A 24,012-nucleotide genomic window follows, 5' to 3' on the forward strand; every position below is an offset into this window, starting at 1 on the left:
CCTTATATCCAGATATTGTCACGCAACTGCTGGGATAAAACATCCCCCTGCGCTTGATTCAAAAACCGAGATACCGCATCTTCCTGCGCCCGATTCAAAGCCCCAGAATCCTGCTCTCTAAAAGGCCAGGCCATAGATTTATCAGCAATCATCGATCCCAAAGTAACAGACCTTTGCAGATTATTTAACCGCCCTTGCAGACTATTTAGCTGCCCCTCCAAAGTCTCCGAAGAAAATCTACGCAGCGACGAGAAAATTATTTCCTGCACTTTCTCTCTATTTTCCGGATCATTCCATAGACAATTTTTAAGAAGAAATACATCCGAAAGATCGACCTCTCTACGCTCATTGGCGACTGCCGAAATTTTCAGCAAATGGACTGCCTTGACCAATCTCCGATCCGAGAGAACCTCACGACGATCCTCCTTGAAGGCTTCTTGATAGCGCGCCCAGATATCTTGCAAAACCTCTGTAATGATTTGAGGAAGCTCGACACTCCGCGCCGTCTCACGAATATGCTCGATATCTTCAATCGTGAGCTTATGATCATCGCTCACAAGATCATCTGAATCATCAAAAGATGATTCAAGCAGCTTTATCCGGTTTTCCTCACTGACATAATCCACGAAAATTCTGATCAGAAAACGGTCATAAAATGCTGACAATTCCCCCTGGCCGTCGGGTAATTCATTGGAAGCGGCAATCAGCGATTGAAGGGGCACGTTCTGCGTCTCCGCGCCGTTATGATATTTTCGCTCATTGAGGATGGTCAGCAACGCATTGAGGATCGATGAACTGGCTTTGAAAATCTCATCAAGAAATCCAACCTGTACACTGGGCAGGTATCCTTGCGTATTGCGCTTGAACCGGTCTTTTTTAAGCTCACTAATCGACAGCGGTCCAAATATTTCTTCTGGGGTGGAAAATTTGGTGAGAAGATACTCAAAATACTGAGCATCCTGGTCCCCCGCCAGGCAGTCTCGAACCCTCCGGGCAAGCATGCTTTTCCCAGTCCCTGGGGGACCGATCAACACTATGTTTTCCCCTGCTAGCAATGCCAACAGCGCCATCTTCATGGCATCGTCACGCTCAATCAATCCAGCGTTCAGCTCATCGAGCAACAGTTTCAGTTTGGCCTTAGTTTCCATGGGATGCGTATGAGAGAAATCAAAAAACGTCCAGGCCCGCTGCCTGAGGCGCATTTTCATGACTGTCGAATCAGGATCATGAGCACAGACCCAGACCATAGATGAAGCCTGCGACAGACTGTGTCGCCCTGTACACGTGCGACTCTATACGAATCTTTCGCAAAAGCTACCAGATCATACATCACGCGCATGGCCCAACCGAGGCGACGCATGCAAGTGCATCCGACTGCGCCATACCAGCGAACCGATCAAAGGGAAGATTTCGACGAAGCTCGATCCGCCAGCCAAGGCGCACGCGAGGCTATCTCTTGTATCGAGAAGCTCAGGCCCGGGCGCGGATTTCCGGCCAGGCTTTCTTCAGGTAGTAGCACATCGACCAGACGGTCAGGATCGCGGCAACCACGATCAGGATCTGGCCGATGATGCGCAGGGGGATGCCCTCCAGGGGCTGCCAGTACAGCAGGCAGGGAATGGCGACCATCTGTGCGGCGGTCTTGAACTTGCCCAGCCGGTGAACGGCCACACTGCTGCTGGCGCCGATCTTCGCCATCCATTCACGCAGGGCGGAAATGGTGATTTCCCGGCCGATGATCACCAGGGCGATCAGGGAATCGACGCGGCCCAGGTGCAGCAGGATCAGCAGCGCCGCACAGACCATCAGCTTGTCGGCCACCGGGTCCAGGAAAGCGCCGAAGGCCGAGGTCTGGTTCCAGCGCCGCGCCAGCCAGCCGTCGAACCAGTCGGTGACAGCGGCGACGATGAAGGCAATGGCCGCAACGCCATCGCGCCAGCCCGCCGTCCAGGGATCCGGAAGGTAGAACAGGCCCACGATCAAAGGGATCATGGCGATGCGCAGCCACGTCAGGGCGATGGGAATATTGAACGGCATGATAGGCGTAATACTACCCTACCGCAGGGCGTGATAGATGCGTTCGGCCAGCGCCTCGGAAATCCCCTCGACGCCACGCAGTTCGTCGATACTGGCGTCCACCACACCGGTGAACCCGCCGAAGCGCGCCAGCAGGTTCTGACGCCGCTGCTTGCCCACGCCCTCGATGTCCTCCAGGCGCGAGACGTTGCGCGCCTTGGCCCGCTTGGCGCGCATGCCGGTGATGGCGAAGCGGTGGGCCTCGTCGCGGATCTGCGCCACCAGCATCAGGGCGGCGGACTCCACGCCCAGCGCGACCGAGGGCCGGCCATCGACGAAGACCAGGGTCTCCAGGCCGACCTTGCGGTGATCGCCCTTTTTCACGCCAACGATGCGGCTGACGTCCAGGCCCAGTTCGACGAAGACCTGGCGCGCGATCCCGACCTGGCCCTCGCCCCCGTCGATCAGCACCACGTCGGGCATCTCGGCTTCACCGTCGGCCACGCGCGCGTAGCGCCGCGTCAGCGCCTGGCGCATGGCGGCGTAATCGTCGCCCGGCTCGATGCCGGCGATGTTGAATCGCCGGTACAAGGAGGGCTGCATGGCGTGATGGCGGTACACCACGCAGGACGCCTGGGTGGCCTCGCCTGCCGTATGGCTGATGTCGAAGCATTCGATGTGCAGGGCATCGAGCGCTTCGTCGTCCGTGTCCAGGTCCAGTTCCACGGCCAGCGCCCGGGTGCGCGCCTCGCGCGCACTGGATTCGGACAGGCGCTGCGCCAGCGCCAGCCGGGCGTTGCGTTGCGCCTGCTCCAGCCAGGCGCGGCGCGCGCCCTGGGGACGGGTCAGCACCCGGATGCGGTGACCGTGCTGTTCGGCCAGCAGCGGCGCCAGATCCGGGTCGGACAGGGCGTGCGAACACACCAGCACGGGAGGGGCCGGATTGTCGGCATAGTGCTGGGCCACGAAGGCGCTCAGCACTTCCTCGGCGGATTCATCCTGCGCCTGGGTGGGAAACAGAGGCTTGTCACCCAGATGCCGCCCGGCTCGCACCATGGCCAGATTGACGCACACGCGTCCGCCCGCCAGCTCCACCGCGATGATGTCGGCGCTGTCGTCGCCCACCTGTTCCATGGTCTGCTGCTGCAGGACCTTCGCCAGCGCGCGCATCTGGTCGCGCAGCGCGGCGGCCTGCTCGAAGTCCTGGCGTTCGGCGGCGGCGGTCATGCGCCGTTCGATGTCCTCCAGGACCTCGCTGGCACGGCCTTCCAGGAAACGGATGGCGCGCTCGACGTCGGCCTGGTAGTCCTCCGGCGAGATCAGGTTCACGCACGGCGCGGAGCAGCGGCCGATCTGATACAGCAGGCAGGGGCGCGTGCGGTGGGCGTAGACGCTGTCCTCGCAGGTGCGCAGGCGAAAGACCTTCTGCAGGATCTGGATGGTTTCGCGCACCGCCCAGGAATTGGGATAGGGGCCGAAGAAGCGGCCCGGGCCATGCGTGCTGCCCCGGTAGTACACGATGCGCGGGGCCTTGTGCGCGGTCAGGTGCAGATAGGGATAGGACTTGTCATCCCGGAACAGGATGTTGTAGCGGGGCTTGAGGCGCTTGATCAGGTTGTTTTCCAGGATCAGGGCCTCGGCCTCGGTGCGCGTGACCGTGATCTCGGTGCGCACCACGCGCGCCAGCATGTGCTCGATGCGCGGACCGTGGCCGGACTTCTGGAAGTACGAACTGACGCGTCGCTTCAGGTCGCGCGCCTTGCCGACGTACAGGACCTCGTCCTGCGCGTCGATGTGGCGGTAGACCCCCGGCAGGTGCGGCAGATCAGATAGAAAGGTTTTCAGATCGAAGGCTTCGGGCACGGAGATACCTCGGATCGGACAGCAGCCCCGTCCAGTCGGGCGCGGGCCGGGACGGCATCAGCCGCCGGATGCGGCGCACGGCCTGAGGGTCCAGAGAGCGGTCCGCCAGCGCCGTCAGCAGTTCGTCGGCCAGATCGGGGCGGTTGCAGACCAGCACCATGTCGCAGCCGGCCTCCAGCGCGGCCCGGGCCCGGTCATGGATGTCGCCGGCCACGCTCGCGCCTTCCATCGTCAGGTCGTCCGAGAACACCACACCGTCATATTCCAGTTGACCGCGCAGGATGTCGGTCACCCAGCGGCGCGAGAACCCGGCCGGTTCAGGCGCCACCCGGGGATAGATGACGTGGGCCGGCATCACGGCCGGCAGCGCCAGGTCGCCCAGCCAGCGGTACGGCGCGGCGTCCGCGTCCAGAATCTCGTCCAGCGGCCGTTCGTCCACGGGAATCGCCAGGTGGGAATCGGCCGCCACCGCGCCGTGACCGGGAAAATGCTTGCCGCAGGCCGCCATGCCGGCCTGGGACAGGCCCTGGACCAGCGCGCGGGCCAGCAGGGCCACGATCACCGGGTCCTCGTGGAGCGCCCGGTTGCCGATCACCTCGCTGACCCCGTAATCCAGGTCCAGCACGGGCGTGAAGCTGAAGTCCACGCCGCAGGCCCGCAATTCACTGGCCAGCACGAAGCCGGTTTCGGTCGCCCCGCGCAGGGCCGCCTGGGGATCGCGGTCGTACCACTGGCCGAAGACCCGCATCGCCGGCAGCGGGGTGAAACCGTCCGTACGGAAACGCTGCACCCGGCCGCCTTCGTGATCCACGGCGATCAGCAGGGGCTCGTCGCGTGCATCGTGGATCGCAGCGCACAGCGCGGTCAGTTGGGCCCGGTCGGCGAAATTGCGCGCGAACAGGATCACGCCCCCGACCTGGGGATGGCGCAGGCGCGCGCGTTCGGCGTCGGTCAGTTCCAGCCCGGCCACGTCGACCATGACGGGGCCGGGGGCCTGGGGGGAGCGATCGCCGGGAAGCGGATGCTGTGGCGTGGTCATGCTGGGGTTTCCTTGGGATGAGGCACGGAGGGCAGCGCCTCGATGACGACGAAGGCCGACACGATATCGGCCTCGTCGGTCATGGACACGTGCGCCCGGCCGAAACGAGTGGCGTACCAGTCGGCCAGGGGGCCGGACAGGCGGATTTCGGGCGCCCCGCCGGGTCGGTTCAGGATCTGCACCCGCGACCAGGTCATGGGCATGTGGATGCCCAGCCCGATCGCCTTGGAGAAGGCTTCCTTGGCCGCGAAGCGGGTCGCCAGATAGAGGATGCCCCGGCGCGGGTCACGTGCCCGGCGGCGGGCGTGCACGAGTTGCTCGTCCGCCCCCAGGATGCGGTGGACCAGGCGGTCACCGTGCCGCGCGTAGATGCGCTCGATGCGCTCGACCCGCAGCAGATCGGTGCCGATGCCGGCGATGGCTCCAGTGGACACAGGAAGACCTCCGAAGAAACGTCGATGGGCATGCCTGCGGCCGACGCCCGAGGCGCGGTCTGCGGCAGGCTGCCGTCACAGCCTCACAGCCGGATGAAATGTTCCCGGTAGTGCTTGAGCTCGTTGATCGATTCCTCGATATCGGCCAGGGCCTCGTGCTTGCTGGCCTTGACGAAGCTGCGATAGACCTCGGGCTTCCAGCGCAGGGACAGTTCCTTGAGCGTACTGACGTCCAGATTGCGGTAATGGAAGTACGCCTCCAGCCGGGGCATGTACTTGACCATGAAGCGGCGGTCCTGGCCGATGGTGTTGCCGCACATCGGCGATTTGCCGGCCGGCACCAGCGGGGCCAGGAATCCCAGCAGGATGTCCTCGACGTCCGATTCGGTCAGGGTCGAGGCCTTGACCTTGTCGATCAGACCGCTCTTGCCGTGAGTGGACTGGTTCCATTTGTCCATGCCGTCGAGCACGGCGGCGTCCTGGTGGATCACCAGCACCGGCGCCTGCGCCACCGGCGTCAGATCGGGTTCGGTGACGACCATGGCGATTTCCAGGACACGCTCTTTTTCGGGGTCCAGACCCGACATTTCCATGTCCAGCCAGATCAGGCGCTGATCGTTCGCAGCCATATCCTATAATCCTTTGCTTGCAAAGAACCGATTTTCGCACATTGGCCGGACGGACATGCTGACCATCCTGTTTCTCGCCTGCCTGATGGGCGACCTGCTCCTGCGCTACTGGCTGGCGCGCCGACAGATCCGCCACGTGCTCGCGCACCGCGACGCGGTCCCCGCCGTCTTCGCCGACCGCATCGGTCTGCACAGCCACCAGCGAGCCGCCGACTACACCGTGGCCCGCGCCCAGTTGTCCATGGTCGAACGCATCGTCGAGGCCGGCGTGCTGCTGGCCCTGACCCTGCTGGGCGGCCTGCAGACCCTGGACCTGATGCTGGGCTCCGTCATCGAATCCGAACTCTGGCGCCAGATGGCCCTGGTCGGTGCCGTGCTGGCCCTGCTGGGGGCCGTCGGACTGGTCTTTTCCGCCTGGCGCACCTTCCGCCTGGAAGCCCGCTTCGGCTTCAACCGCATGACGCCTCGCCTGTTCATCTCCGATGCCCTCAAAATGCTGGCCGTCACCCTGGTGCTGGGCGTCCCGCTGCTGGCTGCCATCCTGTGGATCATGAAATCCGCCGGCACCGACTGGGCCTGGTGGGCCTGGGGCGTCTGGGTGGGTTTCAATCTGCTGGTCCTGTGGCTGTACCCCAGCTTCATCGCCCCGCTGTTCAACCGCTTCACCCCGCTGAACGACCCCGAGCTGGACGAACGCATCCACACCCTGGCCAAACGCTGCCATTTCGGCCTGTCGGGCCTGTTCGTCATGGACGGTTCGCGGCGCTCCGCCCACGGTAACGCCTATTTCACCGGGTTCGGCCGCCACCGCCGCATCGTGTTCTTCGACACCCTGCTCTCGCGCCTGAACACCGACGAGGTCGAGGCCGTCCTGGCCCACGAACTGGGCCACTTCGCCCACCGCCACATCCTGCGGCGCATCATCGTCAGCTTCGTGACGGCCGGCGTGCTGCTGCACCTGCTGGCCTGGCTGTCCACCCAGCTCTGGTTCTACACCGGCCTGGGCGTCATCCCGCAATTGGGGCGGCCCAATGACGGCCTGGCCCTGGTATTGTTCATGCTGGCCCTGCCGGTGCTGACGTTCTGGTCCACGCCGATCGCCAGCCTGCTGTCGCGGCGCGACGAATTCCAGGCCGACCGCTACGCGGTGCAGCAATGCGGCGCGACGCACCTGGCCAGCGCGCTGGTCAAGCTCTATGACGACAACGCCGCCACGCTGACGCCGGACCCGATCCATTCCGCCTGGTACGACAGCCACCCGCCGGCCCCCGTGCGCATCGCGCATCTGCGCGATGGCTGAACCCGCTGCGCTGGGAGGCCGCGTCGTTGCCGCCCACGGACGCCACTACGACGTCGAGATCGAGGACGGCAGCCGGCGCCAGTGCTACACGCGGGGCAAGAAGGCCGGCCCCGCCGTGGGCGACCAGGTGCGCGTGCGCCCCGAAGGCCGCCAGGAAGGCGTCATCCTCGACATCCTGCCACGCCGCAATCTGTTCTACCGCTCTGATGCCCAGCGCAGTAAGCAGTTCGCCGCCAACATCGACCAGTTGCTGCTGGTGCTGGCCCCCGAGCCCGAGTTTTCCGACGACCTGATGGGCCGCGCCCTGGTGGCGGCCGCCAGCGCCGGGGTGCCCGCCCTGATCGTGCTGAACAAGGCCGACCTGCCCGGCGCCGCTGCCGCCCGCGCGCGGCTGGCGACCGTAGAATCCCTGGGCACGCCCGTCCTGATGCTCAGCGCCCTGGACACGACGCAGGTCCAGAATCTGTTGGGTCCCCACCTGCAGGACCGCCTGACGCTGCTGCTGGGCCAAAGCGGCATGGGCAAGTCCACCCTGCTCAACGCGCTGGTGCCCGAGGCGCTGGCGGCGACCCAGGCGCATTCCGAAGCCCTGGGCACCGGCCGCCACACCACGACTCGCACACAACTCTACCCCCTGCCCGGGGGCGGCGGCCTGATCGACTCGCCCGGCTTCCAGGCCTTCGGCCTGCAGCACCTGAGCGCCCACGACATCGAGCAGGGTTTCCCGGAATTCGCGGAACCGATCGCTGAATGCCGCTTCTACAACTGCACCCACCGCCACGAACCGGGCTGCGGCGTGCTGGCCGCCATCGAACGCGGCGAGGTCCGCGCCGAGCGCCATGCGCTGTACATGCGGATCCTGGCGGAAAACGAGGCGGCACGGCGATACTAGCCCAGTGACCCGGGGCCGGGGGGGACCCCGGTCACGCGGGCACGGCGCCTCGTTTTCGTTCCCCGCACTGGTCCGGCGACCCGGGTTGTCACAAAATGGGAACCTCGACCGTCTGGATGCCGACATGAGCGACGCCACCTTCACATTCAATCACCACCGCCCCCGCCTGCAGAGCATCGCTTACCGCATGCTCGGATCGTGGGCCGAGGCCGAGGACGTCGTCCAGGACGCCTGGCTCAAATGGCACGCGGCGGACCGGGGTGCCCTGGCCAACGTCGAGGCGTGGCTGGTCTCCGTCACGACCCGGCTGTCCATCGACCGGCTCCGGGCAGCCAAGGCCCGGCGGGAACACTACGTCGGCGCCTGGCTCCCGGAGCCCGGCCTGGCGGACCTGGCCGACCCCGCGCCCTCGCCAGAGCAGGCGCTGGAGCGCTCGCACGACGTCTCCTACGCCCTGCTGGCCGTGCTGGAACGGCTCTCGCCCGAAGCGCGCGCAGCCTTCCTGCTGCGGGACGTGTTCGACGAGGGCTACGACGAGATTGCCCGGGTGCTGGACCGGACCGAGGCCGCCTGCCGCCAGTTGGTGCATCGCGCCCGGGTCCGACTGAAGGACGAACGCAAGCCGGCGCCCGTGAATCCCGAAGCGCAGCGGAGCCTGCTCCAGGCTTTCGCCCAGGCCGCCTCGACGGGCGATTTCACGGCGCTCAAGTCGGTGCTGGCGGCCGACGCCCAACTGGTCGGCGACGGCGGCGGCAAGGTCGCCAGCTTCGGCGTGCCGCTGCTGGGTGGACAGCGCATCGCGCAGCTCTACCTGGCGACCTGCCTGCGCTTCCGCGGCCGGGTCCGCTGCGAGATCGCCCTCGCCGACGGCCAATGGCGGCTGCTGCGCTTCATCGAGGGCAAGCTCGAATCGGCGCAATACCTGGAGACCGACGGCACGCGCATCACTCGCATCCACGCGCAGCGCAATCCCGACAAGCTCGCGCGGCTGGCGCAGACCCTGGGCCGCGAACTGAGCGTGCAGCCCTGAGCCTCGGACCGGGGCCGGCGCCGGGGCGCTGGAATGAAAATTTTTTTGGATGATGCCGTCACAGGCCGGCATCGCCGTCCGTCTTGAGTGTGAACCCTTCAACTTCCCACTCGAGGTGATTCCATGTCGCACCCCCGCCTGAACTGGACGGACATCGCGCCCAAGACCTACAAGGCCATGGCCGGCGTCAATGCCACCCTCTCCAACTCCACCCTGGGACCGATCCTGACGGACCTGATCCAGACCCGCGTCTCGCAGATCAACGGCTGCGCCTTCTGCCTGGACATGCACGCGCGCGACCTGCGCAAGCACGGCGAAACCTGGCAACGCATCAACAGCCTCTCGACCTGGCGCGAGACCGAGCTGTACAGCGCCCGTGAACGGGCGGCGCTGAACTGGGCCGAGACCATGACCCGCCTGGCCGACCGGCACAGCGACCGGGACGCCGACTTCGAGGCGCTCCAGGCCGAGTTCGACGACCAGGAAATCGTCGAGCTCTGCTGGGCGGTCGCCGCGATCAACGCCTGGAACCGGATGGCCATCGGCATGAGCGCCCCGATTCCAGCAAAACCGATCGACTGATCGCGGCCCTCCCCGCCGTGTCCCGGAAGGGCGCGCGCCCTCTCCGTTCCATTCTCATGCAAGGAATCCCGATGCACATCGTTATTATCGGCGGCACCGGCCTCATCGGCCGCAAGCTCTCGGCGCGCCTGAAGCAGGCGGGCCACACCGTGCTCGCCGCCTCGCCCTCCTCAGGCGTGAACTCGGTAACCGGCGAAGGCCTGGACCGGGCGCTGGCAAGCGCCGAGGTCCTGATCGACGTCACCAACTCCCCTTCCTTCGAGGAAAGCGCCGTGATGGCGTTCTTCTGCACTTCCACCGGCAAGCTCCTGCGCGCCGGCCGGGATGCCGGCATCCGCCACTACGTCGCGCTTTCCGTGGTCGGTTCCGAACGCCTGCCCGACAGCGGATACTTTCGCGCCAAAATCGCCCAGGAGGCCCTGATCGCGGACGGCCCGCTCCCCTACACCATCGTCCGGGCAACACAGTTTTTTGAGTTCTTGGGCTCCATCGCCCAGTCCTTCACGCGGGACGGTGCCATCCGCGCGCCCGCCGCCCTACTGCAGCCGATGGCCGCGGACGACGTCGCCGCGGCGCTCGCTCGGGTCGCCATCGAGCCGCCCTTGAACGGCATGCGCGAGGTCGCGGGCCCCGCACCGTTCCATCTGACCGATCTGCTGCGCAAGACGCTCCCGGCGTCGGCTGCGGCGGAAATCGTCCGGGACGACGACGCGCTGTATTTCGGCGACCGGATCGGCGACACGACCCTGATGCCCGGCGCGCAGGCCAGGCTCGGAACCCTGCCCCTGGAAAGCTGGCTGGCGGCCCAGGCCGCGCCGGCCCGCTGATGGGGAACACCATGCAGGCATTCACACCGCGGATCGCGCTCATCACGGGCGGCGGAGCCGGCATCGGCCTGGCGGCGGCCAAGGCCTTCACCGCCGCCGGCACACGCGCCGTCATCACCGGCAGGAGCGAGGCCCGCCTGGCCGCCGCCGCCCGCCAGGCGCCAGGCATCGACTACATCGTCGCGGACGCAGCCAGCGCAGCGGACGCAGAACGCACCGTCGCCACCACCGTCCAACGCTGGGGACGGCTGGACGTCCTGGTCAACAATGCCGGCGCCGGAGCCATTCTGCCGCTGGCGCAGGCAGGCGCCGACCGCATCGCCGCGATCTTCGCCACCAACGTCATCGGTCCCTCGCTGCTGGCGCGCGCCGCCCTGCCCCACCTGAAGGCGGCCGCAGGAGCGATCATCAACGTCTCGAGCACCTTTGGCCACAAGGCCGCCGCCGGGCTCTCGCACTACGCCGCCAGCAAGGCGGCCCTGGAGCACATGACGCGCTGCTGGGCGCTGGAATTCGCTGCGGACGGGATCCGCGTCAACGCGGTCGCCGCCGGGCCGACCGAAACCCGCTTCCTGGAAGAACGGATGCAACTGACTCCCGAACAGATCGAGGGGGTGAAGGCCGACGAACGCGCCAGAATCCCCATGGGCCGGCGCGGCGAACCCGAGGACATCGCGCCCTGGATCGTGTCGCTGGCCGCACCCGGGTCCGCCTGGATCACCGGCCAGATCCTGCGCGTCGACGGCGGCCTGGTCATCGCCTGAGCCCGCTCCAATCACATCATCGAGGAGTACACAGCCATGCCTCACCCGAAGACTCTCGCGGCGTTGCTTTGCCTGGCCTGCGCTGCATCCGCAGCCGAGCCGCCCCCCGCATCTCCGCCCGGACCGATCGTCACTCAGGTCATGAGACAGAACCTGCCCGACATGCCGAGCAAGGAAGCCCTGATGCTGCTGGTGGAATACCCGCCCGGCGGCGTCGACCCCGTCCACAGGCACGACGCTCACGGCCTGATCTACGTCCTGGAAGGGGAAATCGTGATGGGCGTCCGAGGCGGCCCGGAGACGGTCCTGCGCCCCGGGCAGGCTTTTCACGAGGGCCCGGACGACGTCCATACCGTCGGCCGCAACGCCAGCGCCACGCGGCCCGCCAGGTTCCTGGCGGTGCTGATCAAGGACGAGGGCCGTCCCCCCGTTCTGCCGGCCCGCTAGCGGGCCGTTCGCCCCGGGTGCCTGCGCCCAGGACGGCGATCCCCTGCGAAGCCGCCAGGAAATGGTAAAAATTGCGAATCAGGATCGCCGTAGCCCCCCAGATGAAGTGGGATTCCCAGAGTATCGCGAAATAACACCGGCCATGCCCCAGGGACGATTCCATCCGGTGCAGCACGTGCCGGCCCGGGTCCATCAGGGCGGCCAGGGGCACCTCGAAGACCTCGGCAACCTCGGCTTCATCGGCACGAATGTGGAAACCGGGCAGCAGTTCGCCCACCACGGGGGTCATCAAAAAGCCGGTGGTGGTCAACAGCGTCGGCTGCGTACCGATCAATTGGACGAAACGCCGCTCGACGCCGATTTCCTCGCGGGTTTCGCGGATGGCGGCCGCCACCGGGCCATCGTCCGAGGATTCGATGCGCCCACCCGGAAAGCTGATCTGGCCAGCATGATGGTGCAGATGATCGGCGCGGCGAGTGAACAACACGTTCAGGCCCGTTTCACGCTGAACCAGCGGCATCAGGACTGCGGCCTGCCGCGCGCGGGCATAGGAATCTCCGCCCGGGACGAAGGCCTGGGCAAACAAGGGCTCGACCTGCCAGTCGACCGGGTGCTGGAATGCCCGGCGGATGGCGTCCAGTCGCAGGCATTCCGGCGGCAGGGGCGGCAAAGGCGCGCTGGGCAGGACGGGCTGGATCCGAGGATCAAAACTCGCGACACGATCCCTGTCCGGGTCCGTCATCCGATACGACATGAAATCCCGACGGTGAAATCCCGACGCGGCTCGATCGCGCCGGAACAATTTTGCCGAGGGAATTCATCCGGCGGCAAAAAACAAAGGGCACCCGAACGGGTGCCCTTGGATTGATACGCGATGCCGTGATCAGACAGCCTTGCGAACCAGCTTTTCCTTGATGCGAGCGGCCTTACCCGTCAGGTTGCGCAGATAGTACAGCTTAGCACGACGGACGTCGCCACGGCGCTTGACTTCGATCGAGGCGATCTGCGGAGAATACAGCTGGAAGGTCCGCTCGACGGCTTCGCCCGACGAGATCTTGCGCACGGTGAAGGCAGAATTCAGGCCGCGATTGCGACGGGCGATGACCACGCCTTCGTAGGCCTGGGCGCGCTTGCGCGTGCCTTCGACCACGTTGACGCTCACGATGACCGTGTCGCCGGGGCCAAATGCGGGGATGGTGCGGCCTTCGGTCAGGCGCGCGATTTCTTCTTGTTCAAGCGTTTCGATCAGATTCAAGATAGGCTCCAAGGCATCATGGGCACCAGGTTTGGGTCACGAATGTGACATATTGGAAATACCGGGCCAGAGGATGCAAACCGGGAATTATATCAGAACCCGGCCGCTACACCCAGCCACATCATGCCCGGAATCATGGCGGCCCAGGTCAGGACCATGAGGACGTCGCCCGCCAGCGCAGCCAGGCGGCGCCAGCCGATCCGCTGTCCGGTGCGGGGCCGATGCACCGAGGCTGCCCGAGGCGTCGACGCCGTCCGCCCCCAACGCGAGGTACGCCCGGCGGGACGGCCGCCCCACGATCCACCCGACACCCAGGGCCCCTGGAGCACGCCCGAGGGGTCTGCGCGCACAACCCGCGCCGCAGTACCCCGCCCCGACCCGCCGCGCCCGGCAGCGCCCACGCCCGTCCAGGTCCACGTTCCGTTCCAAGCCATCGATCCAGCCATCTTGAATCCCCCAGGTGTGTCCGGCGGCCAGCGCCAGAACTGTTGTTTTATCCAGTATTCGCAAATACTGTACAAAGAAACAGTGATCGGCGCAAGAGAAAATATGCAACATGCGGGGACGAAATCCCGCCGACCGGCGGCAACCTGGCCGATCCGTCGATCCGCCGCAGACCTGGCGACAGACGGCTGTAAAGTAGCGTTGTCTTCTATTGGAGAATCCAGCGTGCCGCATTCCTTCCTCGACCACATCGCGATCACCGCTTCCTCGCTCGAAGCCGGCGCCGCGTTCGTCGCCGACGCGCTCGGCGTGTCTCCGCAGGCTGGCGGCGAGCATCCGCGCATGGCCACACACAACCAGTTGCTGCGCCTAGGCGACACCCTGTATCTGGAGGTGATCGCCCCCAACCCGGCAGCTCCGGCGCCCGATCGGCCTCGCTGGTTCGGGCTCGATACGCTCGACCCCCGATCGGCTCCGTCACTGTCCACCTGGGTCGTGCGCAGCACCGACATCCAGGCCGCGGCGGCGGCCGCGTCAGAGCCGCTGGGCCCGATCGAATCCATGAGCCGCGGTGCGCTCGACTGGCTCATCACCATTCCCGCCGACGGATCGGTCCCGCTGGACGGCGTCGCCCCCGCCCTCATCGAGTGGCACACCGACACGCATCCGGCCGCCCGGATGAAAGATCAGGGATGCGCTCTCGATCGACTCGAAATCGTTCATCCGGACCCGGACCGCGTCACCCGCCTGCTGTCATCGCTGGCACTGGACGCTCCGGTATCCGTGCGCCGTGCCGAGCCCGGCGCCGCGGCGCGGCTGATCGCGCATATCGACACCCCACACGGGCCCCGAACACTGTAAGGCCGGACTCAGTCCACCAACGAGCCCGCCAGCCGGCGCAGGAAATCCTCACACGCCAGCAGTTGGGCCGCCTCGATGAATTCGTCGGCCCGATGCGCCTGCTCGATATGGCCGGGGCCGCAAACCACCGTGGGAACGCCGGCATTCTGAAACTGCCCACCCTCGGTGCCGTAGCTCACCTTGCTCATCCCGCGGTCACCGGTCAGATCGCGCACCAGCCGGGTGATGGCTTCGTCTTCGGACGCCTCCAGGGCGGGGACCGCCACCGGCATGGGCTCGACCTCGACGCGTGCGGCATCATGCTCCTGGCGCATCCGGGGCAGCAATTCCGTCTGGATGTACGCCTCGATCCGCCCCTGGATGCGGTCCGGCGACATGCCGGGCAGATTGCGGAACTCGTAGCTGAACTCGCAGACATCCGGGATGGTATTCACCGCGATCCCGCCGGAAATCAGATTGGTGCTCAGCGTGGTGAACGGCACGTCATAACACGCGTCGTAAGGCCCTTGGGATTTGAACTGATCCGCCAGATCCCGCAAACGGCAGATCAGGTGGGCGGCATGCTCGATGGCATTGCATCCTCGGGGCGTCAGCGAAGAATGCGCCGCTTTGCCATGCACCCGGCAGCGGTACAGATTCATGCCTTTGTGCGCCACCACCACGCGCATCCCGGTGGGTTCGCCCACCACGCAGCCCTCGGCGCGCACACCGCGCCGCTCGAGCGCGGCCAGCATCACGGGCGCCCCCAGGCAGCCAACCTCCTCATCGTATGAAAAGGCGAGATGCAGGGGCTTGGCTCTTTTCAAGGACAGGAAATACGGTACGAGAGCGAGCGAGGCGGCGATGAAACCCTTCATGTCGGCCGTGCCCCGGCCATACAGCCTGCCGTCCTTTTCAGTCAGAGAAAAAGGATCCGAACTCCAGTCCTGCCCATCCACCGGCACGACGTCGGTATGTCCGGACAGGATGATTCCACCGTGCGTCGCGCCATCGTGAGCGGGAAGCGTGGCGAACAGATTGGCCTTCCCGCCCTGCGGCGCATGGCTCAGTTCGGACGTCACGCCGTGCGCCGCCAGCGCGTCGCGAATCGTCTCGATCATCGCGAGATTGGAGTTCCGGCTGGTCGTATCGAAGGCCACCAGCCGCCGCAGCCATCCCTGTGTGTTCATGCTGTCCATGGATGACATGGTATCTCCCGGACTCCAAGAAAGGAAACCCCGACCAGCGGATTCGATCCGGTGATCGGGGCTCGACGGGCTCGCATGACGGGGCCTTCAGCTTGCGCCCACGGCGCGGCTCGTATGCCGCTCGGATTCGCCAGGCATGTGCCAGTCCGCAGGGACTGGCACATGTCCGGGCTCATCCTGCAGGATCAGAGGTCCGGCTGCGGCGTGGTGCGCAGGTAGGGACGGATCTCGGTGTAGCCCTTGGGGAATTTTTCCTTCAGGACGGCCGGGTCCTTGATCGACGGCACGATGATGACGTCATCGCCCTGCTTCCAGTTCACCGGGGTGGCGACGCTGTAGTTGTCGGTCAGTTGCAGGGAATCGATGGCGCGCAGGATCTCGTCGAAGTTGCGGCCCGTGCTGGCCGGGTAGGTCAGGATCAGGCGGATTTTCTTGTTCGGGTCAATGACGAAGACCGAGCGCACCGTAGCGGTGGTGCTGGCGTTCGGGTGGATCATGTCGTACAGAGTTGCGACCTTGCGGTCCTCGTCGGCCAGGATCGGGTATTGAACGTTGGTCTTCTGGGTGTCGTTGATGTCCTTGATCCAGTCCAGGTGCGACTGCTTGCCGTCGATGGACACGGCGATCACCTTGGCGCCGCGCTTGGCGAACTCGCCCGACAGGATGGCGGTGTAGCCCAATTCGGTCGTGCAGACCGGCGTGAAGTCGGCCGGGTGGGAGAACAGGACACCCCAGCCGTTGCCCAGGAATTCATGAAACTTGATCTTGCCCAGGGAAGAGTCCTGTTCAAAATCGGGGGCGACATCGCCCAGACGCAAAGTGCTCATCAATAGCTCCTGTTTCAAGTATCTGCCGCCCGGAGGACCCGGGCGGCGAATTCAGTTCAGACACTTAAGATTCTTGCAGAATATAAACAGCTATTGAAATACCGAATAGTTATGTTTATATCTGCGCTTGGCGCACATAGCGATCGGCCAGTCCGCCGTCCCGGATGGCGGACTCCAGCGCCAGCGCGCGCGGCAGCACGTGCGCGGCATACTGCACGGCCGTGGCGATCTTGTTCGGGTAGAACGCGTCGGTCGAGCCCTCTCCGATGGCGACGGCCGCCGTCAGGGCGGAACGCCCCAGTTGCCAGCCCGCGTGTGCGGTGCCGGCCAGCATCAGGCACGGCACGCTGCCGGTGAACACCCCCCGGATGTCCTCGCGGATGTGTTCCAGCACGAAGGCCAGCGCCGACTCGTAGGCTCCGGCCGCCGTCTCCAGGCGCTCGCCGATCATGCCCAGGGCCTGGGCATGCACGCCGCCGGCCGCCCGCAGGGCTGCCGCCGTGCTGCGCATTCCGGCGATCTGTTCGCGCGCCACGGCACCGCCGTCGCGCACCAGCTTGCGGCCGATGAAGTCATTGGCCTGGATCGCCGTCGTGCCTTCGTAGATGGGCAGGATGCGGGCGTCGCGGTAGTACTGGGCGGCGCCGGTTTCCTCGATGAAACCCATGCCGCCATGCACCTGCACGCCCAGCGAGGCGACCTCGACGGATGACTCTGTGGAGAAACCCTTGACGATGGGCACGAAGTATTCGTACGCAGCCTTGCAGCGTGCACGCTCCGTCTCGTCGGTCAGATGATCCGCCTTGTCCCGGCAACCGGCCGCGACATAAGCCACGGCGCGCGCGCCTTCGGTCAGACCCCGCATGATGCCCAGCATGCGGGCCACATCAGGGTGGCGTGCAATAGGCACCGGGCCGGCGGAACCTTCCAGGGCGTTGCCCTGGATGCGCTCGGCCGCATAGGCCGTCGCGTGCTGCAGCGCGCGCTCGGACACCGCTACGCCCTGCAGGCCGACCGCGTAGCGCGCCGCATTCATCATGATGAACATGTATTCCAGGCCGCGATTTTCTTCGCCGATCAGATAACCGACCGCACCGCCCTCGCCTGCTTCGCCCTGGCCCGAGCCGTACAGCAGCACCGCCGTGGGGCTGCCATGAATGCCCAGCTTGTGTTCCAGCGAGGCGCACACCACGTCGTTGCGAGCGCCCGGGGCGCCATCGTCGCCGACCAGGAACTTGGGCACGATGAACAGGGAGATGCCCTTGACGCCCTTGGGCGCGTCCGGCGTGCGCGCCAGCACCAGGTGGATGATGTTTTCCGCCATGTCGTGATCCCCATACGTGATGAAGATCTTCTGACCGGTGATGCGATAGCTGCCATCGTCCTGGCGCACGGCCCGGGACTTGAGCAGCGCCAGGTCGGAGCCCGCCTGCGGCTCGGTCAGGTTCATGGTCCCGGTCCAGCGGCCTTCCAGCAGCGGCGGAATGAAACGAGCCTTTTGCGCGTCCGACCCCACCATGGACAGAGCCTCGATCACGCCATCCGTCAGCAGGGGACACAGGGAAAAGGCCAGGTTGCCGGCATTGATGCTTTCCGTCACTGGCGCGGAGACGAGTTTGGGCAGGCCCTGGCCGCCGTATTCAGCTTCATGCGGCAGACCTTGCCAGCCGCCCTGCGCGAAAGCCTGGAACGCCGCCTTGAAGCCGGGCGAGGTCTGTACACCGTCCTCGCTCCAGCGGGCCGGCTCGGTGTCGCCCGCGCGGTTCAGCGGCGCGATTTCCTGTTCGACGAAGCGCGCGTTTTCCTCGAGCACGGCATCGACGAGATCTTCGGAGATTTCTTCGAAGCCCGGCAGCGCCAGCACGCCCTTCAGGTCGGCCAGTTCGCGCAAAATGAAACGAATATCCTGGGTAGGAGCCTGGTATGTCATCGCAATTCCTGTGGTGCGCGAGAAAGGGAAGAGCCCCCCCGCATGAAGCGTTGCGGGTCCCCGAAGAGACCCGCCATTTCGCCAGGCCGGCTTAGAGCGCCTTGACCAGTTCAGGTACAGCCTGGAACAGATCGGCCACCAGGCCGTAGTCGGCCACGCCGAAGATCGGCGCCTCGGCGTCCTTGTTGATCGCCACGATCACCTTCGAGTCCTTCATCCCCGCCAGGTGCTGGATCGCGCCCGAGATCCCGATCGCCACGTACAGTTGCGGCGCCACGATCTTGCCGGTCTGGCCGACCTGCCAGTCGTTGGGCGCGTAGCCTGCGTCCACCGCCGCGCGCGAGGCGCCCAGCGCCGCACCCAGCTTGTCCGCCAGCGGGTCCAGAATCTTGAAATTCTCGGCGCTGCCCAGGCCGCGACCGCCCGACACGACGACCGAGGCCGCCATCAGCTCAGGCCGGTCGCTCTTGGCCAGCTCACGACCCACAAACTGCGACTTGCCCGAATCAGCCACCGCGTCGATCGTCTCGACCGCCGCCGAGCCGCCCGTGGCCGCCGCCGGATCGAACGCCGTGGTGCGCACGGTGATGACTTTGGTCGCGTCCGCAGACTGCACCGTCGCCAGCGCGTTGCCGGCGTAGATCGGCCGCACGAAGGTGTCAGCCGATTCCACGGCGACGATGTCGGAGATCTGCGCCACGTCCAGCCTGGCGGCCACTCGCGGCGCGACGTTCTTGCCCGAGGCCGTGGCCGCAAACAGAATGTGGCTGTGGCCACCCGCCACCGCCAGCACTTGCGCAGCCAGGTTCTCGGCCAGGCCCGCGGCCAGCGATGCGCCGTCAGCCAGCAGAACCTTGCTCACACCCGCGACCTGGGCCGCCTGATCAGCGACGGCGCGTGCGCCGGAGCCCGCCACCAGCACGTGCACCTCGCCCCCGATGGCCGCAGCAGCAGCCACCGCGTTGCGGGTCGCTGCGCCCAGTTGGGCGTTGTCATGTTCAGCAATGACCAGAATGCTCATTTACACCACCTTCGCTTCGTTCTTGAGTTTGTCCACCAGAGCGGCCACGTCGGCCACGATGACGCCGGCCGAGCGGCTCGCCGGCTCGACGACCTTCAGCGTCTTCAGGCGCGGCGCCACGTCCACGCCCAGGGCGTCGGGGGCTACCGTATCCAGCGGTTTTTTCTTGGCCTTCATGATGTTGGGCAGCGTCACGTAGCGCGGCTCGTTCAGGCGCAGGTCGGTCGTGACGATGGCCGGCAGCGTCAGGCTCAATGTCTCCAGGCCGCCGTCGACTTCGCGGGTGACCTGCACGCGGTCGCCCTGGACCTCGACCTTGCTGGCGTTGGTGGCCTGCGGCCAGTCCAGCAGCGCAGCCAGCATCTGGCCGGTCTGGTTGGCGTCGTCGTCGATCGCCTGCTTGCCCAGGATGATGAGGCCGGGCTGTTCCTTGTCGGCCAGGGCCTTGAGCACCTTGGCCACCGCCAGCGGCTGCAGTTCGGCATCGGTCTGAACCAGGATGCCCCGGTCCGCGCCGATCGCCATGGCCGTGCGCAGGGTCTCCTGGCATTGCGCCACTCCGCACGATACGGCCACGATCTCCGTGGCAGCGCCCTTTTCCTTCAGGCGGGTGGCTTCTTCGACGGCGATTTCGTCGAACGGATTCATGGACATCTTGACATTGGCGATGTCTACGCCAGTGTGATCGGATTTGACGCGCACCTTGACGTTGTAGTCAACCACGCGCTTGACCGGTACCAGGACCTTCATCGAGCATACTCCAGAATGAAAAGAAAACAGAATGGCTGCGTCCGACGACGAATCGCGTCATCACGCACGGCCCCATCAGTAACCACCCAGCGCCCGCACATGCGCCACCGCGCTGCGCCCCAGGGCTGACAGGTCGTAACCGCCTTCGAGAAAGCTGACGATCCGCCCCTGGGCAGATTCGGCCGCAATCTCGACCAGACGTTCGGTGATCCAGGCATAGTCCGCCTCGACCAGTTTAAGACTACCCATATCGTCCTCGCGGTGAGCGTCGAACCCCGCCGACACCAGGATCAATTCGGGCTTGAAAGCACGCAAGGCCGGTAGCCAGCGATCCGTCACGAGGGAGCGGATCACGTCTCCCCCGGAATAAGCATCGACCGGAATGTTAATCATATTCGGCCCAGGATTTTCCTGCCGGGTTCCCGGGAACAGCGGATATTGGTAGAAACTGCACATCAGGACCCGGTCTTCGTCCAGGAAGGCTTCTTCGGTGCCGTTGCCGTGGTGGACGTCGAAATCCACGATGGCGACGCGCGAGAGACCATAGTGATCCAGGGCGTAGCGGGCCGCAATGGCGATGTTATTGAAAAAGCAGAACCCCAGGGCCTGATCGGGACGCGCGTGATGGCCCGGCGGACGGATGGAGCAGAACGCCGTCTGCGCATGACCGGCCAGGATCTCGTCCAGGGCCGTCAGACCGGCGCCCGCCGCAGCCCAGGCCGCCGACAGTGTGTCCGGATTCATGATCGTGTCGGGGTCCACCGGAAAATAGCCGTGCGCCGGCGCATGCTGACGCAGGAACGCCAGGTATTCCGGTGTGTGCACCCGCAGCACGTCCTCGGGTTTGGCGGGGCGCGCCGTGCGGTGAGACAGGAAATCCATCAGGCCGCTGGCGGCCAGTTGATCGGCCACCGCATCCAGGCGTTGAGGGGATTCGGGGTGCCAGGCCCCCATTTCATGCAGTCGGCAGGCTGGATGGGTAATATAGAGTGTCTCCATAAGGGCGATTATGTTCAGACCAACCCGTATTTTGCAAGTTGCCGTAGCGTCGCTTTTTATATCCGGTTGCGCCAGTAGCCACAGCGGCTCCAAACCGCCCGCCGCTCCTCTGTCGGGAACGACGAATCAAACAATCGTTTCAAACGATCGTATTAATTCTAGCAGAACACCGACTCCCGGGAAACCCGCGCAAACTCTGGGTGATTTTCTCGGTGCCGATGGCAAGCTGCTGCCCGAAGTCCAGACATTTGCCCAAAAGACCGCCCAGGCATACGACCTGCCCCTGGACAAGGTCGAAGCCCTGCTGGCCGAGGCGCACTACAACGCGACCGCCGCGCGTCTGATGACACCGCCCACGCGCACGGGCCGCATCCGCCGCGCCTGGACCAGCTACCGCCAGCGCCACGTCGATCCGATCCGCATCCGCGCAGGCGTCTCCTTCTGGCAGGAACACCGGGCCGCAATCGACCGGGCCAGCGCCCGCACGGGCGTGCCGCCCTCGATCATCGTCGCCATCATCGGCATCGAAACCGTCTACGGCCGCTACACCGGCGATCACCGGGTACTGGACACGCTGGCCACCCTGGGTTTCCGTTATCCCGACCCGAACCGGCCGGAACGTCAGGCGATGTTCCGCGAACAACTGGCCGACCTGATCGTGCTGGATCACCGGGGCGCGCTGGATGCGCGGGCCGTGGAGGGCTCGTTTGCGGGCGCCATGGGGCTGCCGCAATTCATGCCGGGCAGCCTGATGCGCTATGCGGTGGATGGTGACGGCGACGGCCGCATCGACCTGCTGAACAATACGGATGACGCCATCGCGTCCGTGGGCAACTTCCTGAAGGAACACGGCTGGGTGCGCGACGTGCCGGTCTTCGCGCCTGTGGCCCTGCCCGCCGGCGCTGTGCGGCTGGCCCAGGATGGCCTGAAACCGGAAAGCGACTGGGCCGCGCTGAAGACCGCCGGCGCCCGGGCGCTGCCGGGCGGGGGAACGGCCTGGCAGACCCAGCCGCTGGGTGTGATCGACCTGCGCGACGAAATCCGCGATACCCACGACGTGCGCTGCGCCACGCCCAATTTCTTCGCCATCACCCAGTACAACCGCAGCTATTTCTATGCGGCATCCGTGGCGGATCTGGCGCACGAGATCGCCGACCGGATCGGCTACGGCGATCCGAACCGGTTCGGCGGCCCGGGCGCCTAGACGCGCAGGCTCGTCCAGAGGCCTCCAGCGCCTTGCGGGGCGGCGTTCAGTTGAACACGCCGGACGACAGGTAGCGGTCGCCCCGGTCGCAGACGATGAAGACGATGGTGGCGTCGCGCACCGTGGCGGCCACGCGCAGCGCGGCCACGGCCGCGCCGGCCGAGGAAATCCCGCCGAAGATACCTTCTTCGGCGGCCAGGCGCCGGGCCATGGTTTCCGCCTGATCCTGCGCGATGGGCTCGAAGGCGTCGACGCCGGCCGGGTCATAGATGCTGGGCTGATAGGCCTGCGGCCATTTGCGGATGCCGGGGATGTGGGCGCCTTCGGCCGGCTGGGCGCCGATGATGCGCACGGCCGGATTCTGTTCGCGCAGATACGCGCCCACGCCCATGATGGTGCCGGTCGTGCCCATGGCGCTGACGAAGTGCGTCACCCTGCCATCGGTCTGTTGCCAGATTTCCGGGCCGGTCGTCTCGTAATGGGCGCGGGGGTTGTCGGCGTTGGAGAACTGGTCCAGGACCTTGCCCTTGCCCTCGGATTGCATCCGCAGCGCCAGATCACGGGCGTATTCCATACCCCCGCCCTGGGCTGGCGTCAGGATGAGCTCGGCCCCATAGGCCGTCATCGCGGCGCAGCGTTCCTGGGTCGAGTTGTCCGGCATGATCAGGATCATGTGGTAGCCGCGCACGGCGGCCGCCATGGCCAGGGCGATCCCGGTATTGCCGCTGGTCGCCTCGATCAGGGTATCGCCGGGGCGGATGTCGCCACGCGCTTCGGCCTGGCGGATCATGCTCAGCGCCGCGCGATCCTTGACCGATCCGGCCGGATTGTTGCCTTCCAGCTTGGCCAGGATCACGTTGCCGCGCGGCGCGCCGACATCGCCCGGCAGGCGTTGCAGACGCACCAGAGGCGTGGAGCCGATGATGTCTTCGATGGTGGGATAGATTTTCATGGACAAAATCATACACCCGCCCACCCGCCCGATCCGGTGTGTTTCCGGGCCGGAATATGCTTATGAGAAGACGGCATATTGGACACCCTGTCGCGCCGGCTCTGCGCCCGGAAACGGCGGCACAGGGCCAGCACAGCCGCACGCTCAGCGCCGGGCGGCCGCCGGGGGCTTGACCGGCACCGCCGCCTCACCGTCTGCGGTCGCACCGGTAGCGGTCCGCGCACCGCCTCCCTGCCCCGACACGCGCGTGCCGCCGCCGTCGATGGTCAGGCCCGCCGACTGCAGGGACTGGGCCCGGCGCGGGCCGATACCGCGCACCCGGTCCGACAGATCGGCGAACGACAGATAGCGCCCGCCCCGCGCGCGCTCGTCGAGGATGACCTGGGCGGTCTTGGGACCGATGCCGCGTATGCCCCGCAACTGATCCAGGGTGGCCGTATTCAAGTCCACGGCGCTCGCCGCGCCGGCCCAGGTCAGGGCGGCGAGACCGGCCGCTGTCAGCAGATGCGACAGACGCCTCGCGGGCAAACGCCCGGCCCGGGGAGCAGGACCACGGCTCGGTGCGCGGGGTGCGGAAGAAACACAACGTGAAGCGGCGCCGGACGGCGCGGCGGGGGGCCGACCGGCCGTTTCGTGCAGAAAGGGATTCATGACCAACTCCTGTGGTGTGAGGGTCTGGTCATGATGCCCCGGGCGGGCCGGAAATGGAGGGGGGCTTGATCCGGAATGTCCGTCCGGGAAAACCGCAGGACGGTGTCG

The 24,012-nt window shown here is 65.9% G+C and carries 26 protein-coding genes; 9 read left to right on the top strand and 17 right to left on the bottom strand.

Annotated elements, in window-relative coordinates; genetic code table 11:
• Positions 1-2: 2 nt before the first annotated feature.
• From WA983_RS04715 to orn, 6 genes are all read right to left on the bottom strand, one after another.
• Positions 3-1,208 carry an AAA family ATPase gene (locus WA983_RS04715; RefSeq protein WP_424247416.1) on the bottom strand — a complete coding sequence of 402 codons (1,206 nt, stop codon included), beginning with the start codon at positions 1,206-1,208 and terminating at the stop codon, positions 3-5.
• 262 nt (positions 1,209-1,470) lie between these two features.
• Entirely contained in the window at positions 1,471-2,037 is a 567-nt protein-coding gene (gene pgsA, locus WA983_RS04720; protein WP_424247418.1) for a CDP-diacylglycerol--glycerol-3-phosphate 3-phosphatidyltransferase, read from the bottom strand.
• Positions 2,038-2,055: 18 nt separating this feature from the next.
• Positions 2,056-3,879, bottom strand: a complete 1,824-nt coding sequence (gene uvrC / locus WA983_RS04725; RefSeq protein WP_424247420.1) for an excinuclease ABC subunit UvrC — start codon at positions 3,877-3,879, stop codon at positions 2,056-2,058.
• The gene (gene nagZ / locus WA983_RS04730; RefSeq protein WP_424247422.1) at positions 3,842-4,918 is read right to left on the bottom strand and encodes a beta-N-acetylhexosaminidase; all 1,077 of its coding nucleotides are present in this window, start codon (positions 4,916-4,918) and stop codon (positions 3,842-3,844) included. The genes uvrC and nagZ overlap by 38 nt, the downstream gene beginning before the upstream one ends.
• Positions 4,915-5,352, bottom strand: a complete 438-nt coding sequence (gene acpS / locus WA983_RS04735) for a holo-ACP synthase (protein WP_424247424.1) — start codon at positions 5,350-5,352, stop codon at positions 4,915-4,917. The genes nagZ and acpS overlap by 4 nt, the downstream gene beginning before the upstream one ends.
• Positions 5,353-5,435: 83 nt before the next feature.
• Positions 5,436-5,981 carry an oligoribonuclease gene (gene orn / locus WA983_RS04740; RefSeq protein ID WP_424247425.1) on the bottom strand — a complete coding sequence of 182 codons (546 nt, stop codon included), beginning with the start codon at positions 5,979-5,981 and terminating at the stop codon, positions 5,436-5,438.
• A gap of 55 nt (positions 5,982-6,036) precedes the next feature.
• Between orn and WA983_RS04745 the strand changes: the two genes are divergently transcribed.
• From WA983_RS04745 to WA983_RS04775, 7 genes are all read left to right on the top strand, one after another.
• Complete coding sequence (locus WA983_RS04745; RefSeq protein WP_424247426.1) at positions 6,037-7,281, top strand: M48 family metallopeptidase; 1,245 nt, start codon at positions 6,037-6,039, stop codon at positions 7,279-7,281.
• Positions 7,274-8,173, top strand: a complete 900-nt coding sequence (rsgA, locus tag WA983_RS04750) for a ribosome small subunit-dependent GTPase A (RefSeq protein WP_424247427.1) — start codon at positions 7,274-7,276, stop codon at positions 8,171-8,173. The genes WA983_RS04745 and rsgA overlap by 8 nt, the downstream gene beginning before the upstream one ends.
• Positions 8,174-8,297: 124 nt before the next feature.
• Positions 8,298-9,203 carry an RNA polymerase sigma-70 factor gene (locus tag WA983_RS04755; protein ID WP_424247429.1) on the top strand — a complete coding sequence of 302 codons (906 nt, stop codon included), beginning with the start codon at positions 8,298-8,300 and terminating at the stop codon, positions 9,201-9,203.
• A 123-nt stretch (positions 9,204-9,326) separates the two neighbouring features.
• The gene (locus WA983_RS04760; protein ID WP_424247431.1) at positions 9,327-9,785 is read left to right on the top strand and encodes a carboxymuconolactone decarboxylase family protein; all 459 of its coding nucleotides are present in this window, start codon (positions 9,327-9,329) and stop codon (positions 9,783-9,785) included.
• A 71-nt stretch (positions 9,786-9,856) separates the two neighbouring features.
• Positions 9,857-10,612: an SDR family oxidoreductase gene (locus tag WA983_RS04765; protein ID WP_424247433.1), complete on the top strand. Its 756-nt coding sequence runs from the start codon at positions 9,857-9,859 to the stop codon at positions 10,610-10,612.
• A gap of 11 nt (positions 10,613-10,623) precedes the next feature.
• Complete coding sequence (locus tag WA983_RS04770; RefSeq protein ID WP_424311677.1) at positions 10,624-11,376, top strand: SDR family NAD(P)-dependent oxidoreductase; 753 nt, start codon at positions 10,624-10,626, stop codon at positions 11,374-11,376.
• A gap of 36 nt (positions 11,377-11,412) precedes the next feature.
• Positions 11,413-11,823, top strand: coding sequence for a cupin domain-containing protein (locus WA983_RS04775; protein ID WP_424247436.1), 411 nt, complete (start codon positions 11,413-11,415; stop codon positions 11,821-11,823).
• On the opposite strand, the gene WA983_RS04780 is transcribed toward WA983_RS04775, so the two are convergent.
• From WA983_RS04780 to WA983_RS04790, 3 genes are all read right to left on the bottom strand, one after another.
• On the bottom strand, positions 11,783-12,577 hold the full coding sequence (locus tag WA983_RS04780) for a CoA pyrophosphatase (RefSeq protein ID WP_424247438.1): 795 nt from the start codon (positions 12,575-12,577) through the stop codon (positions 11,783-11,785). The two genes, WA983_RS04775 and WA983_RS04780, sit on opposite strands and share 41 nt — an antisense overlap.
• A gap of 129 nt (positions 12,578-12,706) precedes the next feature.
• Entirely contained in the window at positions 12,707-13,078 is a 372-nt protein-coding gene (gene rplS / locus WA983_RS04785; protein ID WP_376813700.1) for a 50S ribosomal protein L19, read from the bottom strand.
• A 92-nt stretch (positions 13,079-13,170) separates the two neighbouring features.
• A complete protein-coding gene (locus WA983_RS04790; RefSeq protein ID WP_424247440.1) occupies positions 13,171-13,512 on the bottom strand; it encodes a hypothetical protein in 342 nt (113 codons plus the stop codon).
• A gap of 235 nt (positions 13,513-13,747) precedes the next feature.
• On the opposite strand from WA983_RS04790, the gene WA983_RS04795 reads away from it, so the two are divergent.
• Positions 13,748-14,383 carry a VOC family protein gene (locus tag WA983_RS04795; RefSeq protein ID WP_424247442.1) on the top strand — a complete coding sequence of 212 codons (636 nt, stop codon included), beginning with the start codon at positions 13,748-13,750 and terminating at the stop codon, positions 14,381-14,383.
• A gap of 8 nt (positions 14,384-14,391) precedes the next feature.
• Here WA983_RS04795 and argE read toward each other — a convergent pair whose 3' ends face one another.
• The 6 genes from argE to WA983_RS04825 form a co-directional block, all read right to left on the bottom strand.
• On the bottom strand, positions 14,392-15,561 hold the full coding sequence (argE, locus tag WA983_RS04800) for an acetylornithine deacetylase (RefSeq protein ID WP_424247454.1): 1,170 nt from the start codon (positions 15,559-15,561) through the stop codon (positions 14,392-14,394).
• A gap of 194 nt (positions 15,562-15,755) precedes the next feature.
• A complete protein-coding gene (locus tag WA983_RS04805) occupies positions 15,756-16,397 on the bottom strand; it encodes a peroxiredoxin (RefSeq protein WP_424247444.1) in 642 nt (213 codons plus the stop codon).
• A 115-nt stretch (positions 16,398-16,512) separates the two neighbouring features.
• A complete protein-coding gene (locus tag WA983_RS04810) occupies positions 16,513-18,327 on the bottom strand; it encodes an acyl-CoA dehydrogenase (protein ID WP_424247446.1) in 1,815 nt (604 codons plus the stop codon).
• A gap of 91 nt (positions 18,328-18,418) precedes the next feature.
• Positions 18,419-19,348 (bottom strand): electron transfer flavoprotein subunit alpha/FixB family protein, encoded by a 930-nt coding sequence (locus WA983_RS04815; RefSeq protein WP_424247448.1) that lies wholly within the window; start codon positions 19,346-19,348, stop codon positions 18,419-18,421.
• Complete coding sequence (locus WA983_RS04820) at positions 19,349-20,098, bottom strand: electron transfer flavoprotein subunit beta/FixA family protein (RefSeq protein ID WP_424247450.1); 750 nt, start codon at positions 20,096-20,098, stop codon at positions 19,349-19,351. It abuts the gene before it with no gap.
• A gap of 75 nt (positions 20,099-20,173) precedes the next feature.
• Positions 20,174-21,097 carry a histone deacetylase family protein gene (locus WA983_RS04825; RefSeq protein WP_424247452.1) on the bottom strand — a complete coding sequence of 308 codons (924 nt, stop codon included), beginning with the start codon at positions 21,095-21,097 and terminating at the stop codon, positions 20,174-20,176.
• A gap of 10 nt (positions 21,098-21,107) precedes the next feature.
• Between WA983_RS04825 and mltB the strand changes: the two genes are divergently transcribed.
• On the top strand, positions 21,108-22,301 hold the full coding sequence (mltB, locus tag WA983_RS04830) for a lytic murein transglycosylase B (RefSeq protein WP_424311678.1): 1,194 nt from the start codon (positions 21,108-21,110) through the stop codon (positions 22,299-22,301).
• Positions 22,302-22,347: 46 nt separating this feature from the next.
• Here mltB and cysM read toward each other — a convergent pair whose 3' ends face one another.
• Together cysM and WA983_RS04840 are read right to left on the bottom strand one after the other, a co-directional pair.
• A complete protein-coding gene (cysM, locus tag WA983_RS04835) occupies positions 22,348-23,259 on the bottom strand; it encodes a cysteine synthase CysM (protein WP_424247765.1) in 912 nt (303 codons plus the stop codon).
• Between the two features lie 138 nt (positions 23,260-23,397).
• Positions 23,398-23,781 (bottom strand): ComEA family DNA-binding protein, encoded by a 384-nt coding sequence (locus tag WA983_RS04840; protein WP_424311679.1) that lies wholly within the window; start codon positions 23,779-23,781, stop codon positions 23,398-23,400.
• Between the last annotated feature and the right edge of the window lie 231 nt (positions 23,782-24,012).

Source organism: Castellaniella sp. (assembly GCF_049650445.1).
GTDB lineage: Bacteria > Pseudomonadota > Gammaproteobacteria > Burkholderiales > Burkholderiaceae_B > Castellaniella.

What these genes read in the sequence shown, in the direction of transcription:
- WA983_RS04715 (WP_424247416.1), bottom strand. Translation starts at nt 1,208, where the DNA reads ATGAAAATGCGCCTCAGGCAGCGGGCCTGGACGTTTTTTGATTTCTCT.
- pgsA (WP_424247418.1), bottom strand. Translation starts at nt 2,037, where the DNA reads ATGCCGTTCAATATTCCCATCGCCCTGACGTGGCTGCGCATCGCCATG.
- nagZ (WP_424247422.1), bottom strand. Translation starts at nt 4,918, where the DNA reads ATGACCACGCCACAGCATCCGCTTCCCGGCGATCGCTCCCCCCAGGCC.
- orn (WP_424247425.1), bottom strand. Translation starts at nt 5,981, where the DNA reads ATGGCTGCGAACGATCAGCGCCTGATCTGGCTGGACATGGAAATGTCG.
- WA983_RS04745 (WP_424247426.1), top strand. Translation starts at nt 6,037, where the DNA reads ATGCTGACCATCCTGTTTCTCGCCTGCCTGATGGGCGACCTGCTCCTG.
- rsgA (WP_424247427.1), top strand. Translation starts at nt 7,274, where the DNA reads ATGGCTGAACCCGCTGCGCTGGGAGGCCGCGTCGTTGCCGCCCACGGA.
- WA983_RS04755 (WP_424247429.1), top strand. Translation starts at nt 8,298, where the DNA reads ATGAGCGACGCCACCTTCACATTCAATCACCACCGCCCCCGCCTGCAG.
- WA983_RS04760 (WP_424247431.1), top strand. Translation starts at nt 9,327, where the DNA reads ATGTCGCACCCCCGCCTGAACTGGACGGACATCGCGCCCAAGACCTAC.
- WA983_RS04765 (WP_424247433.1), top strand. Translation starts at nt 9,857, where the DNA reads ATGCACATCGTTATTATCGGCGGCACCGGCCTCATCGGCCGCAAGCTC.
- WA983_RS04770 (WP_424311677.1), top strand. Translation starts at nt 10,624, where the DNA reads ATGCAGGCATTCACACCGCGGATCGCGCTCATCACGGGCGGCGGAGCC.
- WA983_RS04775 (WP_424247436.1), top strand. Translation starts at nt 11,413, where the DNA reads ATGCCTCACCCGAAGACTCTCGCGGCGTTGCTTTGCCTGGCCTGCGCT.
- WA983_RS04780 (WP_424247438.1), bottom strand. Translation starts at nt 12,577, where the DNA reads ATGTCGTATCGGATGACGGACCCGGACAGGGATCGTGTCGCGAGTTTT.
- WA983_RS04790 (WP_424247440.1), bottom strand. Translation starts at nt 13,512, where the DNA reads ATGGCTTGGAACGGAACGTGGACCTGGACGGGCGTGGGCGCTGCCGGG.
- argE (WP_424247454.1), bottom strand. Translation starts at nt 15,561, where the DNA reads ATGGACAGCATGAACACACAGGGATGGCTGCGGCGGCTGGTGGCCTTC.
- WA983_RS04805 (WP_424247444.1), bottom strand. Translation starts at nt 16,397, where the DNA reads ATGAGCACTTTGCGTCTGGGCGATGTCGCCCCCGATTTTGAACAGGAC.
- WA983_RS04810 (WP_424247446.1), bottom strand. Translation starts at nt 18,327, where the DNA reads ATGACATACCAGGCTCCTACCCAGGATATTCGTTTCATTTTGCGCGAA.
- WA983_RS04815 (WP_424247448.1), bottom strand. Translation starts at nt 19,348, where the DNA reads ATGAGCATTCTGGTCATTGCTGAACATGACAACGCCCAACTGGGCGCA.
- WA983_RS04820 (WP_424247450.1), bottom strand. Translation starts at nt 20,098, where the DNA reads ATGAAGGTCCTGGTACCGGTCAAGCGCGTGGTTGACTACAACGTCAAG.
- WA983_RS04825 (WP_424247452.1), bottom strand. Translation starts at nt 21,097, where the DNA reads ATGGAGACACTCTATATTACCCATCCAGCCTGCCGACTGCATGAAATG.
- mltB (WP_424311678.1), top strand. Translation starts at nt 21,108, where the DNA reads ATGTTCAGACCAACCCGTATTTTGCAAGTTGCCGTAGCGTCGCTTTTT.